The sequence below is a fragment of the Microbacterium sp. Root553 genome (assembly GCF_001426995.1).
GTDB lineage: Bacteria > Actinomycetota > Actinomycetes > Actinomycetales > Microbacteriaceae > Microbacterium.
In genome coordinates this window covers 1,607,912-1,626,168 of record NZ_LMFY01000001.1, presented here as the reverse complement: position 1 = coordinate 1,626,168, position 18,257 = coordinate 1,607,912, and the positions used below count along the sequence as shown (strand labels likewise).

Below are 18,257 nucleotides of genomic sequence, written 5' to 3'. Positions count from 1 at the left end.
GCTCAGTCGTTCGACGCGGATTCCGCCGCAACCCGTCTGGCGGCGAGGTCGCGCTGGATCCGGGAGAGGTTCTTGTCGATGTTGAGGAACCAGATGATCACGCCCATGAGCACCGTGACGATGAGCGGAAGCCAGAGGTAGAGGAAGATCTCCATGCTGACCGCGCTCGCCGGCTGGGTCGCCGCCTGGCCGTCGTAGCTGCCTGCCGCCAGCAGCCAGCCGACGAGGGCGACGCCGAGTCCCGCGCCGAAGTTCTGCCCGGCGGTCGCGGCGGCGTACGTCATGCCGTCGAGTCGGTAGCCGCTCTTCCACTCGCCGTAGTCGACCACGTCGGCGACGAGGGCGAAGAGACCGGCCGCGGCGGGTATGCCTCCGATGGAGCGGACGAGTCCGCCGGCGATCACGAGGGTGAGGTTGCTCGGGTCGATGAGCGAGATGAGGATGCCCACGACCGTGACGATGACGCCGACCAGGATGAGCGTGCGCTTGCCGAAGCGAGCGATGAGCGCGGGCATGAACCACAGGCCGATGATCAGGGGGAGGAGCTGGACGAGCCCGAGGAAGCTGTAGATGTTCGGGTCGCCGAGAACGTCCTTGGCGAAGTAGATGCCGACCCCCGCCGTGCCCGAGAGCAGGAAGTTGAGCAGGAAGAAGCCGAACGCGAGGAAGAAGTAGGGGTTGCCGAAGAGGATGCGCAGGGACTTTCCGAGCGGGAGCTTGTTCCCGTCATCCTGCTTCATCGTCGACTTGACTCTCTCCTTGGTGCCGAAGAACACGATGAGGAACGTGACGGCCGCGATGATGCCGTAGACGACCGAGATCATGGTCCAGCCGGCCTGGCCCCCGCCGTTCGCGGTGACGACCGGGATCGTGACGAAGTTCACGACCAGCGTGGTGACCAGGGCGAAGAACGTGCGGATCACAGTGAGGGAGACCCGCATCTTCGAGTTGCTCGTGATCACCGAGAGCAGCGTGTGGTACGCCAGGTTCGACCCGACGAAGCCGACGCCGAGGCAGAGGAAGTACATGGCGAAGGCATAGAACTCCTTGGCCCCCTCGCCGAGCCCTGCGGGCACGTTGAAGAGCAGGATGAACGAGATCACCACGACCGGAGTCGAGAACAGGATCCAGGGGCGCGCCTTCCCCCAGCGAGTGGAGGTGCGGTCGATGAACGTGCCGAGGATGAGATCCATCGTGCCGTCGAGCACGCGACCGAAGAGCAGCAGGGTTCCGGCGATCGCTGCGCCGATCCCGACCGTGTCGGTGAAGTAGAAGAGCAGGAATGCGGAGATCGGCGCGAAGATCAGGTTGCCGCCGATGTCTCCGACGCCGTACGCGAGCCGTTCACGGACCTTCAGCTTCTGACCGCTCGGGTCGCCGATCGTCTCGCCGACCGCGACGGCGGCGAGTGATGCCGTCACCGATTCCTCTGCGCTCGCAGCTACGGCGGCGCGCTGTTGCTCCGCCGAGGTCCGGGTCGAATCCTTCGCCATGCTGACTCCTTCGTCATGAATGGGACCGGTCACGGTGACCGGTGGTGTCACGTGTCAGTGACACGCGTCACCACGGTAGATTGCCAAAGTGTCACGTGTCAATAGCGATGTGCGAGACTGGGGTCATGACGGCGGACGCACGGCCTGCTCGACGAGCCACGAGCAAAGACGTGGCCGCGAGTGCCGGAGTGTCCCGTTCGACCGTGAGTCAGATCCTCAACGGAGACGAGCGGTTCCCCGCAGAGACCCGCGACCGGGTACGGGCCGCCGCGGAAGCTCTGAACTACCGCCCGTCACGGGCGGGGCGTGCTCTCGTCACCGGCCTCAGCGACATCGTCGTGGTCGTCGTCCCCCACGCGACCTTCGGGTCTCACCTGCAGGACTCCGTCGATCGAATCACGGGCACCAGTGCGACCGCCGGCATGAGCGTCGTCGTGCGATTCGCCAGGATGGAGGATGAGACGACTCTCACCTCCGTACTCGATCTGCGGCCAGCGGCCGTCGTCGACATGGGCGTATTCACCCCGCAGCAGCGCGAGCGGATCGAGGCATCCGGGACTTTCGTCGTCCCCCGACGTGCGTACGTCGCCGAAGGCGCCGACGCCGATCCCGATCCGATCGACATCGAGATCGGGCGGCTTCAGGTGCGCGAGCTGCTCCGGAACGGCCCTCGTCGCCTGGTCTACGCGGCGCTCGAGGACAAGCGCTTGGACCCGTTCGGGCCTCCGCGTCTCGAGGGCATCCGACGCGAAGCACAGGAGCGCGGTCTTGACGCGCCACTCACCCCGCGCATCCCGCTCGACCTCCAGGGCGCCACGAAGTCACTGAAAGAGGTACGCGAGCAGGCAGGCGCTGCTCCTCTCGGCATCTGCGCCTACAACGACGACGTGGCGATCGCGGTCGTCGCCGCGAGTCGCGGGCTCGGGCTGCGGGTCCCCGAAGATGTCGCCGTCATCGGCGTCGACGGGACGGCTGTCGGCCAACTCGTCAGCCCGCGGCTCAGCACGGTGGCCATCGATCAGCCTCTGCTCATGGATGCGCTCGTGCAGGACCTGGCCACCCTGTCTACGCGCCGTGCCGATGCGGACGACCCGCAAGACGAGCTCGACCTCCGTCGTGTGCTGGAGCTCGTTCGTGGAGAAACGACGTAGTAGTACGGCGATCGCCGCGGAATGAACCGATGTGTGTGCACATCGACTCACGGATGCACGTCGGCATAGCCCACGGCCGCCACAATGACTCCCGAGGCGGCCGCCTCAGCGTGCGATGCGCCCACGCACGATGCTCGCCGCATCGAGGTCGCTCACCAGACGTGCCATCAGGCGCTGCAGCGTCTCCACGTCTTCTTCGTCCCAAAGCTCGAACACGGAATCGATATCGTGGCCCACTCGCGCGACGATGCGCGCTCCGACCTGCGCACCGTGCGCTGTGAGTACGACCAGCACCCCGCGCCCGTCGTCGTCAGTGGACCGGCGATCGATAAGACCGATCTCCTCCACACGCTTGAGCACCTTGCTGATGTTCGTCTTGCTCTGACTGAGCGCGTTCGCCAGGTCGACGGGCCGCATCGGCCCGTTGAAGGCGAGATGGTTCACCACGAGGAACTCGATGAGGTTGTCCGAGGGGAAGCTGCAGTCCTTCATGATCTGCCGCCGCAGCCTGATGTCTGTCGCCCAGTCGACAAAACGACTCATGGATCGACGAAGATCCGTGCGCTGCAGACCGGCGTAGACCTGGTCACCGGGAGGCGGGACGGACGACGTGCTCATCTGGGCGCGCTTCCCTTCCTATCGAGTCAGCGTAGGGATGGTTTCTCCGCCATCACTCGCACCGGGCCGATCAGACCGTATGGTCTCACCGATGTGGGAACAGACCTCTCGACGCCCACCCTCATCGCCGGCCGGTCCGGGATCCCATCGTAGTAGCCACGCGCGAGGAGTCGATTGTTCAACGAGCTGCTGACGCGCACGACGACGGAGTTCGGCCCCGCGCGCACATCATCAGTGATGTCGACGATCGGGCGGGAGGTGTCGAAGCCTCGGCGCGGGCCCCCGTTGACGGACACCGAACCCAGCCCGCCGCAAGTCGATCCGAGATCGAGCAGAATCCGCCCCGCCTCGTCCCGACTCTCATCGACAGCGAACGTCGCGTCGTACTGGCCTACACCGGAAACCTCCGGGCCCACCTCTGGCAGCGAATGCCAAGGGGCGAGACTGCTGACGCCACACTCGATCACCTCGACCGCGGTCGTCGGCCGGAACTCGTGGGTCCGGTAGCCGAGGCCCCGATCCTCTGTGAGAGTCTCCCCTGATCCGGCGTCCCAGCTCTCCACCCGGATCCTCCACCGCGTGATGACTGCCAGCTCGACTGCCTCCTCGGGTCGAGCGATGACCTGCCCCGGAGCACTCCGGTCGATCGTGAACAGCGCCGACTCACCAGGCGCGAGCGTGACGGTCACGTCCGTAGAGCCGTTTTCGGAGCGGGCATTGCCCCAGCCGCGCAGCGTGCCCTGCCAGAGATCGTGGCGGAAGACATCTCCTTCAGCGGGAACACGGACGGTCACCGCGGAGTCGTGGGTTTCCAGGTAGCGATAGTTGTAGACGTACAGGTGCAAGAGGTTCCCCTCCTCGCGGATGCGAGTGAGGAAGGTCGGTGTTCCGGCAACGATCTCGGTCTGCGATTCGACGCCGAGTTCGCGCAGGAGAGGGAGCGTGCGAGACGGCTCGGCGGCGACCCGCACGTTCGGGAGCGATTTGATGCGCGTGACGGTGGCGGCCAACTCGCCATCCCGCCCATCCAGACCAGGGGTTCGCACGGCTGCGGCAAGATGACCGCGGAACTCGTCCCGCGTCAAGCAGACCAGCTCCCGCGCTCCGTCCACGAAGACGATAGGCAATCCCGCTTCGGCCAGACGGAGCAGTTCCTTCGCGGGCTCGACCGCTAAAGTCTCCTGGAAGACGATCAGCGCCCGGTAGCCTGGCCCCGACTCCTGAACACTCACGCCGTCGGCGTGCACATCCGGATGCGTGAGCAGAGCACCATCCAGGAACTCGTAGGTCCAGCCGGCATCCTGCAGCGCCATGTCCTGCCACCAGAAGTTGACGCGATCTCGCATCCCCATCCGCCCGTAGGCCTCTTCGACGTCGGCAGGAAGCCCGTCCTTCATGAAGCTCAGGCCCACGAAGTTGTCGGTGTAGTGCCCCGTGCGGACGATGCCGACATCGACTCGCGGCCTTCCGCGGCCCAGGACGTGTTGCACGCGCGAAAGGGCCTGCGCCCACAGGGCCGAGAATTCAGTGGAAGGCTGGCGCGTGTCGAAGCGCTCGGAGAAGGCCGGCCACATCCCTTCGTGTCCCGGCCACTGCGTGTGATCGGCAGGGCCGGCCGGGCTCGCCCACCCGTGCATCACAGTCCGGGTCACCCCGGCGGCGAGCTGCGTGGCGATGATCTGGTCGTAGAAACGGTGATCCAGCACATGGTTCTTCGGCGTCGCCCCGGTTTCAGAGGAGAACACGCGACCGAACAGGTGCGCCGGCGCAGACAGCAGGCGGTATCCGTCGATCTGCGAACCGAACTCCAAGGACTCGGTCTCGACCCCGTCGACCTCAGGCCCCGGGCGCGTCAGCTCGTAGGGCGCTCCGTAGGAGATCTCGGCCCGCAGCCCAATGCCGCGTGCGTGCAGGAATGCGCGGAACGGCCGCAGGACATTCTCGATGTAGAGGTCGGTGAGTGTCTCCGCGTAGTCATGCCGTACCTTCTCGACCTGCACCGCGGGCACCGTCGGCTCGTTGCGAGGCTGCGTGTGCACCGCCATGAGCGAATTCGTTCGCACGAGGAACGGCAGCCAAGGACGCACGTCATAGCCGCGACGGACGCGGAACTCCTCGACGAAAGAGTGGCCCCACAGCAGACCACCCCACCCGTAGGTCCGCAGCTCGAGAGAGTCCATGTACATCTGCGGGTGACGGTTGCCCGCCAAGGACTCGCGCATCGCGGGGGTGAGCACCTCCCGGTCCCAGTACTGCATGACCGCCTCGAAGCCATCCGGATCCACGTAGTTCACGGCCCGGTTCACGGTCACCGAGGGCTCGGCGGTCTGCCCGGTTCCATGCATCCAAAAGGAGAAGAGCGCCCATTCTCCGGCAGGCGGCGTCCAGGTGAGCGCCCCGTCACCCGCATCGGCGGTGAGATCGACGATCGAATCGAGATCGAGGGACCACCCTCGATCGGTGCGTCCCGACACGCGAGCCGCCACCACGGCCACGAGCGTCTGCGACGACGGTTCCTTGTGAGCGTCCGGTCCGTCGACGTACTTCGCTCGCCGGAGCGGCCCGCGTCGACTCACGCCGTCGAGGAGTTCTACCGACGCGTTCAGTTCCTGCGATGTCGCCGTATCGGACGGGTCGAGGTCGGGCAGATTGGCATGGGCCCAATTCGTTCCCGAGGTGAATGAGACGGACATGCCGTGTTCATTCGCGGCGTCAACCACGAGCTGCGAACTGTGCGCCCACTCTTCAGAGCCCCAGCCGTAGCGGGCATCATCGACGCCTTCCTCCTCCATCGCCAGGAACTCGACCCCACCGAAACCGGCGAGTCGCATATCGGCGACCTCACGTCGCAGAGTTTCATCCGTGTGAGATCCACCGGCAAGCCACCAGCGCACGTCGGGCAGCGCGCCCTCAGGGGGTGCGGCCATCTGGAACGACAGCTCCTCAATCGACATGATCGACTCCGATCCTGCTCCTTCGAGCTTGTGTAGTTGCCTCACGACACTATACCATCCCCACAAGACGCTACTTGCTGTCTGGCAAGCTATTCAAAGGAGAACAAGCGATGGTTCGCAGCACACCGACCCCCTGGCGAGTCGCTTCGATCGCGGGGATGGCGTCGTACATCGACGCGGCCGCGATCGTCGGCACAGGCACCGCACTCGTGCTCTATCAGGGCGCGGGCATTCTCGATCCTGCGCAGATCGGCATTCTGTCGTCGGCGCTGACTCTCGCCATCGCCGTCGGTGCGTTCGTCGGCGGCGGACTCGGCGACCGGTTCGGCCGCAGAGGAGTCTTCCTCGCGACGATGGTCCTCATCTTCCTGGGAGCCACCGGCCTCGTTTTCGCGCCGAACTTCGCTCTGATGCTCATCGGCGTCATCGCTGTCGGTCTGGGATGCGGCGCCGACCTGCCGGTTTCGCTCGCGACGATCGCCGAGGCGTCAGACGACTCCAACCGTGGCAAACTCGTCGGCCTGTCGCAAGTGTTGTGGTACTCGGGCATCATCGCCACGTATGCGCTGCAGCTCGTCATCGGCGGCATGGGTTCCCTGGGCGGCCAGATCGTTTTCGGCCATGTGGCACTGGCGTCTTTCGTGGTGCTCATTCTGCGCCTCAGGCTCCCTGAGTCGTCCGAATGGAAGCAGGCGCGCACGGAGCGCGAATCGGGCGTGGCCACCTACCGCGCTCGCACTGCTCGTATCCGGGATATCTTCAAGCGCAAGGATCTCTTGGTGGCCTTCCTGAGCCTTCTGGTGTTCTACTCGCTCACCAATCTGGCGGCGAACACGAAGGGCCAGTTCGGCACCTACGTCAATGTCAACGTCGTCGGCCTCACGGTGCAGCAGAGTTCGCTCATCTCCTTGTTGACCCTGCCCGTGTCGATCGTTCTTGCCATCTGGTTCATGCGGATCGTCGACGGTCGTCGGCGCATGCTGTTCTTCGGTTTCGGAGTCATCAGCCTGACCGCCGCGTTCGCGGTTCCCGCTCTCCTCGGATTCAGCCTGGCCACAGTTCTCGTCGCGCAGCTGCTCTTCGGATTCGGCGCGGCCTTCGCTTTCGAGGGCATCATGAAAGTCTGGACGCAGGAGTCCTTCCCGACACTGCTTCGATCTTCGGCACAGGGGGCGATCATCGCCGCCGCACGCGTGGTCGCAGCGGCCCTCGCCCTGTGGACGCCTATGCTCCTCTCCGCGCCGCGAGTGATGTACACGATCCTCGCGGTCGGGGTGCTCGTCGGGGCGCTCGTCGCCTGGTTCGCGTTCCGCTCACGAGGACGCGGAGAAGGCTCGCTGGCCCCGACCGACGGAGAGCAGATCTCGGCCTGAGGGGCGCGCGCGTCCGCCTGCCGTACATGCTGGAGCTCCTCACACCGATCGGATATAGGACCTGATCTCCGGCAAGTGCGTCGATGGACGGGCCGCGGGGCAAGCGATCCCGCGGCCCGACCCCCCGGGCGGGGTGGGACCCCACCCCGGCCCGATACAGTTCGTTCAGCCCGCGGCGACCACGCATCGGGATCCGCCGTATCGCTGCTCCACTTCGTCGCGCGTTGAAGGAATCAGGGAAGTGCGCGAAGCGGGAGTGCACGTGCTGTCCCGCTGACAGGGCAGCAGAAGCCCGCTCCGACGAAGGTGATCACGCCGTGCTCCACGAGGATCGCGTCAGCCACCGATTCCGCGTCACGTCCACGACGCTCAGGAGAACGGAATGAACTCGAATGCGCCGGGAGGCTCGCCCGCCCTGGACAACGAAACGCGCGGGCATGGCGAGCTCGCGGCGCGAATGGGCATCGAGGTTGTGGACGCTTCACCGGAGCGCGCCGTGCTCCGGATGCCCGCCGCCGGCAACCGGCAACCGTTCGGCATCGCTCACGGTGGCGCATACTGCGTGCTCGGAGAGACAGCGGCTTCGTTCGCCGCGAACCTTCATGCGGGGGCTCATCGAATCGCCGTCGGCATCGAGCTGAACGCCTCACACCACCGTTCCCTCGCCGACGGCTGGATGAGGGCGACCGCGGTCGCCCTCACACTCGGACGGACGTTGACTGTCCATGAGGTCTCTGTGTGCGACGACTCCGGGCAGCTCCTGAGCACGATTCGGGTGACGAATCTTCTTCGAGAGCGTGAGCCCTCCACACGGTAGGTGCGGTGCTCGGAGACCTGCCGCTCCGATACGCAGGACCGTGAACACCTCACCTCGAGGCGGGTACCGCTGTGTGTGGGTCGCTCAGATGTGCACCAAGAATGCACCACGCCACACCCGGGATACGGAAAAACCCCCGATTTCTCGGGGGTTTCCATGGCGGTGACGGTGGGATTTGAACCCACGGTAGGGGGTTACCCTACACAACTTTTCGAGAGTTGCACCTTCGGCCGCTCGGACACGTCACCGCGGACTAGCTTACGACAAGCCGCGCCACGGCGCGAATCGGAGCGTCCGGTTATCTCCGGCACGGCCCCGGGACCGACAGCGGCCGCCGGATTAGGATGGCCTAAGTGACGCGACGGAGGGACGAACCATGGGCTTCATCACATCGGAGGCGCTGGCCGAGACCGGGTACGTGGTGCTCGACGACCACGACCAGGCATCCGACCCCGCCGAGTGGCTCGACCTCACCTACGTCGGCTGGCGCTCGTCGGGCGTGACGCGCTTCGCCCCTCTGGCGAGCTACGCGGGCGAGATCGAGTGCAACGGCTTCTGGAACCAGACCCCGCCCCGCAGCGACAAAGACGGAGTCTGGGTCGAGTCGCAGGTCGCGATCGCTCCCACCCTGCAGCGCCGCGCACTCGAGCCCGGCGCGGGAGTCGGTCGCTGCCGGGTCATCGAGCTGCAGCCCAACGAATATGCGGATGCCGTCTACAACCTGCATCAGGACGACAACAACCGGCTGAACGAAGACGGCACCGGCTGGGTCGTGCGGGGCTACTACAACCTCTCCGACGACGCCGACTCGCTGCTGCTGCTGCGCTCGGACCGCTTCGACCCGGCGACCGAGATCCGCCTGCCGCTGCGTGAGGGGTCGCGGATCATCGTCGACACCCAGCGTTTCTGGCATGCCGTCTGGCATCGGGGCGCGGCACCGCGGTTCGCGCTGATCACCTCGTGGACGTCGGGCCCCGAGCTCGATGCCTACATCGCCGCGAACCATGGCGACCCGCATCCCCCGACCGTCGACCTCGACCCGCGCCTCGTCGATGACGCCCAGGTCGAACTGCATCGGCGCATCGAGGAGCGCCGCCGCGTCTTCGAAGCCCAGGGCATCGTCATGGAGCCCCGCGCCGACCTCAGCGTCTAAACTCGGCCAGGCGCGGCTTCGGAGTACAGGCCGGACGCGCCAGGCACAACTCAAATGATCCGAGAGTGCAGTGTTGCCGAAATACCTAGGCGCGAGAGTTCGACATCACGCCCCGTCGAACCCAGCTGTCTCCCAGTCCCTCAGACTTTCGCGCCTTATCCGGTCGAGCCGGAGCTTGGAGCCCTCCTCCAGACCCGCGATGGATGCGAACCACGAATTCCACAAGGTGCGAATCTGGCGGTTCAGTGCCGGGTCCCTGTCGGGTACCATACGCACGAGCCTGGCGACATAATACAAAAACGTCTCGATTGGATACTCGGCGCGGCTCCCCTCCACTTGCTTTGCATCAGCGAGGTAGCGTTCGGCCTTCTCAAATGTGTCAGTGGGCCATTCTCCCGCCGATGCCTCCGAGACAGCCCGAAGCATAAGAACCTTTCCAGTTGTGGTTAGTGAAAGAGCGTCACGTTTTCGAGCAACGGCCTGTTCCGCCCAGCTATATGCCTTCTCGTACCTATGAGCATCCGCCGCCGCCAACGCGCGCTGGTCCCAATAACGGGCATTCCAATCGTAGGCATGTTCAAGATCTGCGTACACTTCCAAGATCGTTTCACTATGCGATCTGAAAAGCTCCCCCAAAATCTCAGCCCCCATGAGCCCGCGCGCAATACGATAGTAGATTGTTGATGCGCGGATAGCGGCGGGTGAGACGTTTGGAGCGGCAGCTAGAGCGAGCCGAACTACCGCGTCTTTACGCACCTCACCCGAAAGTTCGTCAATTAGTAGCTCGCCGAAGATCCGGTGGCGCGTGGCGATCCCACCGGAACGAACTTCTAGCAGATCGGAGAGTTCGCCATCGACCAAAATCTGTGCGTCTGCAGCCGTAAGTCCGCAACTAGTCTTTGTGAGCTCGAACGGAAGTGGATACCCGAGTCGACTTGTCAAGGAAACTGCCGCGAGAAGCGCTCTAGCCGACTTCGACGATGCTCGCGCCAATTCATCGGAAACTCGCTGTTGAAATCCGCGACCGTCCTCCAAAGCGGCCATAGCTGAGAATATCTTCTCGCCGTGATCGTTAAAGTATTTCTTCCTCGAAGTTTTACTCTCATTCGTCAACGCTCCGAGCCTCCGCTTCGCATCGAGCGTTACAATGAGCGCATCGACCTCCTCAGCTGAGAGCTTCCCGTGGACCTTGAGTTCTACAAAGCGCTCTGTCGCAAGGATCTCGGAAATATGCTTGCTCCGGCGCGCCCGGTCCACAAGCACGACTTGAACCACAATTTTTCTACTCTTTGCCTCCTCCAGTAATTCGTGAACATCCTTTGCGAAGTCGGACGAGTTGTCAACGAGCAGGACAGCTTTGGGGTCCCTCATCGTCCAATGGAGTGCCGCCTCAACATCGAGCGCTTCGTCACCGCCAAACTGCCAGGCCTTGTACCCCGAGTCAATAAGCTCGCTCGCAAGCTTAAGCAGAACGCTTGACTTACCGCTGAACGCCTCGCCGCTGAGTAGAATCGCGCCACTTGTCTGCGACTTATATGATTTATGAATTTCATCGATGGCACGCTTGATTACGGACCGGCGACTGATGAAAGAGTTTACAGCGTCATGCCACACCGGTTCGTGCCCCAGATAGAGATCATGCCCGTTCGGAGTCCGGAGCGATTCAGATCGCCGCAGCTTCTTCCACTGGTTGAGAAAGCGAATGCTCTCGTCCGGCGTCGCTTCTGTCACCCCAACTTCATCGTCAGTGAGCTGCGCGAGATAGCTCGGGAGCGCCGCAATAACTGCAGTCGTAAATTCTTCTCCGGTGGCGGCGATTGGCACCAAACCAAGGCTTCTGTATTCCTTGTCCTGAAACTTGTCAATGGACCGCAGAACAATGAAGGACGGATGTTCAGCATCCGCGCGACGTCCCTCGCTGAAGATATCTTGCAGATCGATCTCTTCATCCATCGACGCACCCAGCACAATGAAGGGCTTTGAAGGGAAATCATCGCCAAATATCTTCAACCAACGATGTTGTTCGTCCAGCGAGTTTGTGTACCCAGAAATATCAAAAATGAGCTCGTTCTTTTTTTGCGAGCGACTTGCTTTTCCATGAAGATGAACGAGTAGCACTTCACCGGTTCTCTGGTCTGCCCTGTAGTGACGTTCGGACCACGACTTCGATACGAGTTTCTGAATAGCACCAGCGCCGAGCCGCGCGGAGGCGACTTCGAGGCAATCATCGACGTTTAGTGTCCACAGCGAGTTCCACCGAACGCGCAAGAAGTCATCGAGCCAGAACGCTGGCTTCGTGCTGGTAAAGCGATCACGAATAAAGTCACTAACGCTGCGTCCATCACTAGATGTCTCGCCCGAAGCAAGGGCATAGACCCGCTTCAGGCCCTTGCCCCCCGCGTCAGGAATCCCGAATGCGGCGGCAAGTTCATCTCGCAATTGATTGCCCACCGGAAGCCCTCGATCGAACCTATCAGTCGAGTCCGCGCTGGCGCCCGCGCCGAGCAGCACGTTATATTGCCCAAGCGCAAGCCCCCGCATGAGGCGATCAAAGTTGTCTGCCCCTATCACAGCCTTCAAGTCAAACATGATTCATCCTTGCATGCCTTCGCACAGCGCGAGAACTCTAGGTTCGCTAGCGGTGGCTGTATGTACTCACGAGACCGAGCGGAGCCTGGTCCACCGACCACCCCGAGACATCAGCGTTTCGCCACGCTGCGACCGTCCTCGATCCGCACGACACGATCGACCGTCCCGCGCGGCGGCTCGACGTGCGAGATGAGCAGCACCGACTGCTCCCCCGCCGCCTGCAGCAGATCGCTCAGCAGCGCATCGGAGGCATCGGGATCGACCCCCGCCGTCGGCTCGTCGAGCACGAGCACGGGGAATCCACGCAGCAGCGCCCGCGCGAGCGCGATCCGCTGCGCCTGACCACCCGACACCAGACCGCCGCGGTCGCCGACCCGAGCGTCCAGGCCGCCGCGCTCGCGCACCCAGGCGCCGAGGCCCACGCGGTCCAGCACAGCCAGCAGCTCCTCGTCCGTCGCTGTGTCTCGCGCGAAGAGCAGGTTCTGGCGGATGTCCTCGTCGAACAGCCGCGGCGTCTGCTCGCACAGCCCGATCGTCCGACGCAGCGCCGGGCCCGACATCCTCGAGGCATCCATGCCTCCGACGGAATACTCGCCGTCGACCCGCAGAAAGCCGACCAGCGCCGCCGCCAGAGAACTCTTGCCCGCCCCGCTCGGCCCGGCGACCAGCACCCGCTCCCCCGGCTGCAGATCGAGATCGACGCCCCGCAGTGCCGGCGATCCTCCGGGCCACCAGGCGCGCACGTCCCGCAACCGCAGGGCCGGGACTCCTGCGATCTCGACGTCCTCGCCGTCGTCGGATCGCAGCTCGGCCGGCGCCTCGGACGGCAGCACATCGACGATCCGCTCCGCGCTGGAGCGCACACTGCGCCACGACGCGGCAGCGATCGGCACCGCGCCGAACACCTCGAACACGACCATCGGAACCAGCACCGCGACGGCGAGCCATGGCCCGTCGATCGCCCCGGTCACGAGCCCGGGAGCGGCGACGGCGAGTGCCCAGACCGACGCCGCACCCGCGACGGCCGAGACGACCCCGGCCGCGATCGCCTGCGCGAGCGAGGCCCTGCCGACCGCGCGGCGGAGCTCGGCATCCGCCTGCGCGACCCGTTCCCGCGCCTGGGCCTCGGCCCCGTAGGCCAGCAGCACGTCGAGCGCGCCGAAGTAGTCGGTCAATGCGGCCGACAGGTCGCCGCGACGCCGAGAGACCGCCGCCTCGGCCCGGGAACCGAAGAGCCAGCCGAGACCGACGGCCGCGGTGGCCGCGATCATCAGGCAGGCGAGAAGCGTCGATGCCGCGGGAACCGACACGAAAAGGAGGAACACGACCGCCCCCGACGCGACGAGGCCCGCGACCGCGAGCGGCTGCACCACCCGCAGCGGCAGGTTCTGCAGGTTCTCCACGTCGTCGACGAGCGCCGACTGCACGCGTCCGTGATCGGTGCGCCCGAGACCCGCCGGCGACAGCGGCGTGAGGCGGCGCACCATGTCGGCGCGCGTCGATGCGAGCTGACGCAGCGCCGCATCATGTCCGCTCAACCGTTCGAGGTAGCGGGTCACCGCCCGCGAGACGGCGAAGAAGCGCACACCGACGACTGCGATCGACAGCGGGACGAGAGAGTCCACGATCGAGGCGCTGACGATCAGCCAGCCGCTCACCGCGAGCAGGCTGACCGCGGCACCGGCCGAGAGGAACCCCCAGATCAGGCCGGGCAGGAACCGGCGGACGGGCGGCTGCGCCAGACGCAGGATGCCGCGCACGCGGCCCTCCACGCTCGGTCCCTGAGCCTGTCGAACGATCATACGCCCACCCCCAGGGCGACGACGCGATCGGCGATGTCCCTCGCCGAGCGGCGGTGCGAGACGAGGATGACCGTGGCCCCGGCATCCGCTCGGGCGCGCAGCGACGCCCACAGCCGCGCCTCGGTCTCGGAATCCAGTGCGCTGGAGGGCTCGTCGAGAGCCAGCAGGGAGTGCGGGTGACGCCCCTGTCGATACAGGGCGCGTGCGACGGCGACGCGCTGCGCCTGCCCACCCGAGAGGCCGCTGCCCTGCACGCCCAGCTCGAATGCCGGGTCGAGCTCGTTCGCGCAGGCGTCGTCGAGCGCGCGGCGGATGCCCTCGACATCCGGAGCGGTGTCACCCAGCGCCACGTTCTCCGCGATCGTGCCGCGGCTGAGCTGGGGCCGCTGTCCGCTCCAGGCCAGCCAGTCCGCGGGGGCGAGGCTGCGCACGTCGACGCCGGCGACCGTGGCGGCCCCCTCGAACTCGGTCGCACCGCGCAGAGCGGCGAGCAGACTCGACTTGCCCGCACCGCTCGGCCCCTCGATCAGGGTGACGGTTCCGGGGGTCGCGGTGAACGAGACGGGCGCAAGGTCGCGCACCCGGAGGCCTGAGACGACCAGGTCTCCCCCGGCCACCGTTCGCGATTCAGCATGAAGATCTCCGGGGCCGGACTCACGGCCACCGGCACGCGGTTTCCCGACATCTCGTGCTGAATCGTGAACGCCGCCCGCCTGAGCCCCTGCCGCGTCGAGCACCTCGAACACGTCCTCGGTGGCCGCGACGCCCTCCGCCGCCGCATGGAACTGCACGCCCACCTGGCGGATCGGCAGGAACGTCTCGGGCGCGAGCAGCAGCACGAACAGACCGACCTCGAGCGACAGATCGCCCGACAGCAGGCGGAACCCGACGGCCACCGCGATCAACGCCACGGCCAGCGAGGCGAGCAGCTCCATCGCGAACCCCGACAGAAACGAGAACCGCAGCACCTTCATCGTCTCGCGACGGTACTCGTCGGCCGTGGCCTCGATCTGGGCGGCGGCACGGCGCTCCCGGCCGAATAGCCGCAGCGTCGACAGCCCCTGCACCGTGTCGGCGAAGCGGGCGGCGAGGCGTTGCAGCGTCTGCCACTGCGTGCGCTGCACGGTGCGGGTGGCGATGCCGATCAGGATCAGGAAGAGCGGGATCAGCGGCAGGGTGATGAGCGCGGTCAGACCGCTCGGCCAGTCCTGCCACCACATCACCGCGAGCAGCACCGGTGTCGCGATGACCGTGAGCACCAGCTGCGGGATGTACCGGGCGAAGTACGCATCGAGCGCCTCGAGCCCGTGCCCCGCGGTGACGGCGAGACCGGCCTGGTTGCGCTGTGCGAGCCACCCGGGTCCGAGACGGCCGACGGCGGCGATGAGGGCGGCGCGCAGCTGCATCCCGGTCTTCGCCGCCGCGCGCGTGCCGGCGGCATCCGACGCCGCGATGAGCACCCCGCGCAGGGCGGCGAGCGCGAGCAGCCAGAGCAGCGACGCCATCACGTCGCGTCCGGCGAGCGCGCCGATGACGGCATCGGTCAGCATCCAGGCGAACGCGATCGTGACCGCGGTCTGGGCGACGCCGATCAGCCCGGACAGCAACAGGAAACCCCGTGCGGCGCTCGCATACCGGATCAGGCGGATGTCGACCGGCTTCATCGGACAGCGCGTTTCGTCTCGGGCGCGCTTCGCGCGGCCTCGCTCAACGACCGGGTCACGGGCCCGCTGCGCGCGGCCTCGCTCGACGACCGGGTCACGGGCCCGCTGCGCGCGGCCTCGCTCGACGACCGGGTGAACGCGGCCTCATACAACCGATTCACGCGTGCGCCGGTGCCCCCTCGATCGAGCTGCGGGTGACCCGCTTGCGGAAGATCCAGTAGGTCCACGTCTGGTACGCCAGCACGAGCGGCAGGGCGATCAGGGCGGTCCAGCTCATGATGGTCAGCGTATACGGCGTGCTCGACGCGTTCTCGATCGTGAGGCTGAACGCGGGGTCGATCGTCGACGGCATCACGTAGGGGAACAGCGCCGCGAACAGCATCACGACAGCGGATGCCACGGTCACCGCACCCGCGGTGAAGGCGCGTCCGTCGCGGCCGCGCAGCGAGAACACGACCGAGCCGATGAGCGCGAGCGCGGCGACGAGCCCGCATCCGATCACCATCAGCATGAGCGGTGCGTCCCGCTCCCCGGCGATGCCGATCGTCCACAGCACGGTGACTGCCGCCGCCAGCACCGTCGGGCCCGCCGCGAGCTTCACCAGGCGTCGGGCATCCGCGTGCACCTGCCCGTCGGTCTTCAGGGCGACGAACAGCACGCCGTGCAGGAAGAACAGCAGCAGGGTCGTGACTCCGACCAGCAGCGCATACGGGTTCAGCAGCGCGAAGAACCCGCCCACGTAGATGTGGTTCGCATCGATCGCCACGCCCTGCACGATGTTGCCGAAGGCGACGCCCCAAAGCAGCGCGGGCACGGCCGAGCCGATCACGATCATCCGATCGAAGCCGGCCTTCCACTTCGCCGACTCGCGCTGGTGCCGGTACTCGAACGACACCCCGCGCAGGATCAGCGCGAGCAGGATCAGCAGCAGCGGCAGGTAGAACCCGCTGAACAGCGTGGCGTACCACTCGGGGAACGAGGCGAACAGGCACGCGCCGGCCACGATGACCCAGGTCTCGTTGAGATCCCAGATCGGGCCGATCGTGTTGATGACCTGGCGCCGCGAGACGTCGTTCTTGCCGAGGAACGGCAGCGACATGCCCACGCCGAAGTCAAACCCGTCGAGCACGAAGTAGCCGACGAAGAGGAAGGCGACGATCCAGAACCACATGTATTCCATGACTGTTCCCTCTCTCTCAGTACACGACCGACGGCAGCTGGGCCGTCTCCTCGTGGGGCTGCTCTTCGGTGTCGGGGCCCTTCTGGGCCGCGCGGATGATGAGACGGATCTCGACCACGGCGAGCGCCGCGTAGATCGCGGTGAAGGCGATCAGCGAGATGAGCACCTCGACGCCGCTGACACCGGGCGAGACGCCGTCCTGGGTGGTCATGAGGCCGAACACGATCCAGGGCTGTCTGCCCATCTCGGTGAAGACCCAGCCCATGATGTTGGCGACGAGCGCGAGCGGGAACGACCAGATCGCGAGCTTCCACATCCACGGAGCCGGCGGCTTCTTGGCGCCCTTGCGGGTCACCCAGAGTCCGACGACGGCGACGAGCGCTGCGGCCATGCCCAGGCCGATCATCCAGCGGAACGCCCAGTAGGTGACCCAGAGGATCGGGGCGAACTCGGTGAGACCGGTGTCGGCGAAGGTGCTGGCGTACTCGGCGTTCAGATCGTTGATGCCGTGCACGCAGGCGTCGAACGTGTGCGTGGACAGGAGCGACAGCAGGTACGGCACACGGATGGAGAACAGCTCGGAGCTGCCGTCGGGCGTGCCGAGCGTGAACAGGCTGAAGGAGGCATCCGGTCCGCACACCGTGTTGAACGTCGCCTCCGCCGCGGCCATCTTCATGGGCTGCGCGGCGTACATCGCGAGACCCAGCTGGTCGCCGGTGAGCACGACGCCCGCGGTGGAGAAGATCATCGCCCAGAGTCCGAACTTCAGCGAGATGCGCATCGTGTCGAAGTGCTGACCCCGTGCCAGGTGCCAGGCCGAGACGGAGATCACGACACCGGCTGCGAACATCAGCGCACCGAAGATCGTGTGCGGGAAGGCCGCGAGGGCGACGGGGTTCGTGAGCAGCGCCCAGAAGTCGACCAGCTCGGCGCGGTTCGTGACGGGGTTGTACTCGTAGCCGACCGGATTCTGCATGAACGCGTTCGCGGCGATGATGAAGTACGCCGAGAGGATGCTGCCGATCGAGACGCACCAGATGGTGGCCAGGTGCAGCTTCTGCGGGAGCTTGTCCCACCCGAAGATCCACAGCCCGATGAACGTCGCCTCGAAGAAGAAGGCCAGCAGTCCCTCGAAGGCGAGCGGGGCGCCGAACACATCACCGACGAAGCGGGAGTAGTCCGACCAGTTCATGCCGAACTGGAACTCCTGCACGATACCCGTGACCACGCCCATGGCGAAGTTGATCAGGAAGATCTTGCCGAAGAACCGCGTGAGGTGTAGGTACTGCACCTTGCCGGTGCGCACCCACGCGGTCTGGAAGATCGCGGCGACGAGCGCCATGCCGATCGTGAGCGGCACGAACAGGTAGTGGTAGACGGTGGTGAGTCCGAACTGCCATCGGGACAGGACCAGCGGGTCGAGCCATTCCATGAGCCACTCCTTCTTCCGTGCCCTGGTGCCA

General features: G+C 65.6%; 12 protein-coding genes and 1 tRNA gene. 4 read left to right on the top strand and 9 right to left on the bottom strand.

Features of this window, described 5'->3' with window-relative positions; translation table 11 throughout:
- Window positions 1-2: 2 nt before the first annotated feature.
- Window positions 3-1,493: an MFS transporter gene (locus ASD43_RS07510; protein ID WP_056415571.1), complete on the bottom strand. Its 1,491-nt coding sequence runs from the start codon at window positions 1,491-1,493 to the stop codon at window positions 3-5.
- A 125-nt stretch (window positions 1,494-1,618) separates the two neighbouring features.
- On the opposite strand from ASD43_RS07510, the gene ASD43_RS07505 reads away from it, so the two are divergent.
- Window positions 1,619-2,644 carry a LacI family DNA-binding transcriptional regulator gene (locus tag ASD43_RS07505; RefSeq protein WP_162247491.1) on the top strand — a complete coding sequence of 342 codons (1,026 nt, stop codon included), beginning with the start codon at window positions 1,619-1,621 and terminating at the stop codon, window positions 2,642-2,644.
- Window positions 2,645-2,749: 105 nt separating this feature from the next.
- Here the strand turns inward: ASD43_RS07505 and ASD43_RS07500 are convergent, their stop codons facing one another.
- Together ASD43_RS07500 and ASD43_RS07495 are read right to left on the bottom strand one after the other, a co-directional pair.
- Window positions 2,750-3,262: a MarR family winged helix-turn-helix transcriptional regulator gene (locus tag ASD43_RS07500; protein ID WP_056415567.1), complete on the bottom strand. Its 513-nt coding sequence runs from the start codon at window positions 3,260-3,262 to the stop codon at window positions 2,750-2,752.
- Window positions 3,263-3,288: 26 nt separating this feature from the next.
- Window positions 3,289-6,216 (bottom strand): glycosyl hydrolase, encoded by a 2,928-nt coding sequence (locus tag ASD43_RS07495; protein WP_056415564.1) that lies wholly within the window; start codon window positions 6,214-6,216, stop codon window positions 3,289-3,291.
- Window positions 6,217-6,326: 110 nt separating this feature from the next.
- Between ASD43_RS07495 and ASD43_RS07490 the strand changes: the two genes are divergently transcribed.
- Window positions 6,327-7,589, top strand: a complete 1,263-nt coding sequence (locus ASD43_RS07490) for an MFS transporter (protein WP_056415561.1) — start codon at window positions 6,327-6,329, stop codon at window positions 7,587-7,589.
- 382 nt (window positions 7,590-7,971) lie between these two features.
- Window positions 7,972-8,406, top strand: coding sequence for a PaaI family thioesterase (locus ASD43_RS07485; RefSeq protein WP_056415557.1), 435 nt, complete (start codon window positions 7,972-7,974; stop codon window positions 8,404-8,406).
- Window positions 8,407-8,563: 157 nt separating this feature from the next.
- On the opposite strand, the gene ASD43_RS07480 is transcribed toward ASD43_RS07485, so the two are convergent.
- A tRNA-Ser gene (locus ASD43_RS07480) sits at window positions 8,564-8,654 on the bottom strand.
- Between the two features lie 128 nt (window positions 8,655-8,782).
- On the opposite strand from ASD43_RS07480, the gene ASD43_RS07475 reads away from it, so the two are divergent.
- A complete protein-coding gene (locus tag ASD43_RS07475) occupies window positions 8,783-9,559 on the top strand; it encodes a hypothetical protein (RefSeq protein ID WP_056415553.1) in 777 nt (258 codons plus the stop codon).
- 105 nt (window positions 9,560-9,664) lie between these two features.
- Here ASD43_RS07475 and ASD43_RS16985 read toward each other — a convergent pair whose 3' ends face one another.
- The 5 genes from ASD43_RS16985 to ASD43_RS07450 form a co-directional block, all read right to left on the bottom strand.
- Entirely contained in the window at window positions 9,665-12,148 is a 2,484-nt protein-coding gene (locus ASD43_RS16985; protein ID WP_082539304.1) for a P-loop NTPase, read from the bottom strand.
- Window positions 12,149-12,258: 110 nt separating this feature from the next.
- Entirely contained in the window at window positions 12,259-13,950 is a 1,692-nt protein-coding gene (cydC, locus tag ASD43_RS07465) for a thiol reductant ABC exporter subunit CydC (RefSeq protein WP_056415547.1), read from the bottom strand.
- Entirely contained in the window at window positions 13,947-15,614 is a 1,668-nt protein-coding gene (cydD, locus tag ASD43_RS07460) for a thiol reductant ABC exporter subunit CydD (protein ID WP_056415544.1), read from the bottom strand. The genes cydC and cydD overlap by 4 nt, the downstream gene beginning before the upstream one ends.
- 157 nt (window positions 15,615-15,771) lie before the next feature.
- Window positions 15,772-16,794, bottom strand: a complete 1,023-nt coding sequence (gene cydB / locus ASD43_RS07455; RefSeq protein ID WP_056415540.1) for a cytochrome d ubiquinol oxidase subunit II — start codon at window positions 16,792-16,794, stop codon at window positions 15,772-15,774.
- Window positions 16,795-16,810: 16 nt separating this feature from the next.
- Entirely contained in the window at window positions 16,811-18,226 is a 1,416-nt protein-coding gene (locus ASD43_RS07450; RefSeq protein WP_056415537.1) for a cytochrome ubiquinol oxidase subunit I, read from the bottom strand.
- Window positions 18,227-18,257: the final 31 nt, after the last annotated feature.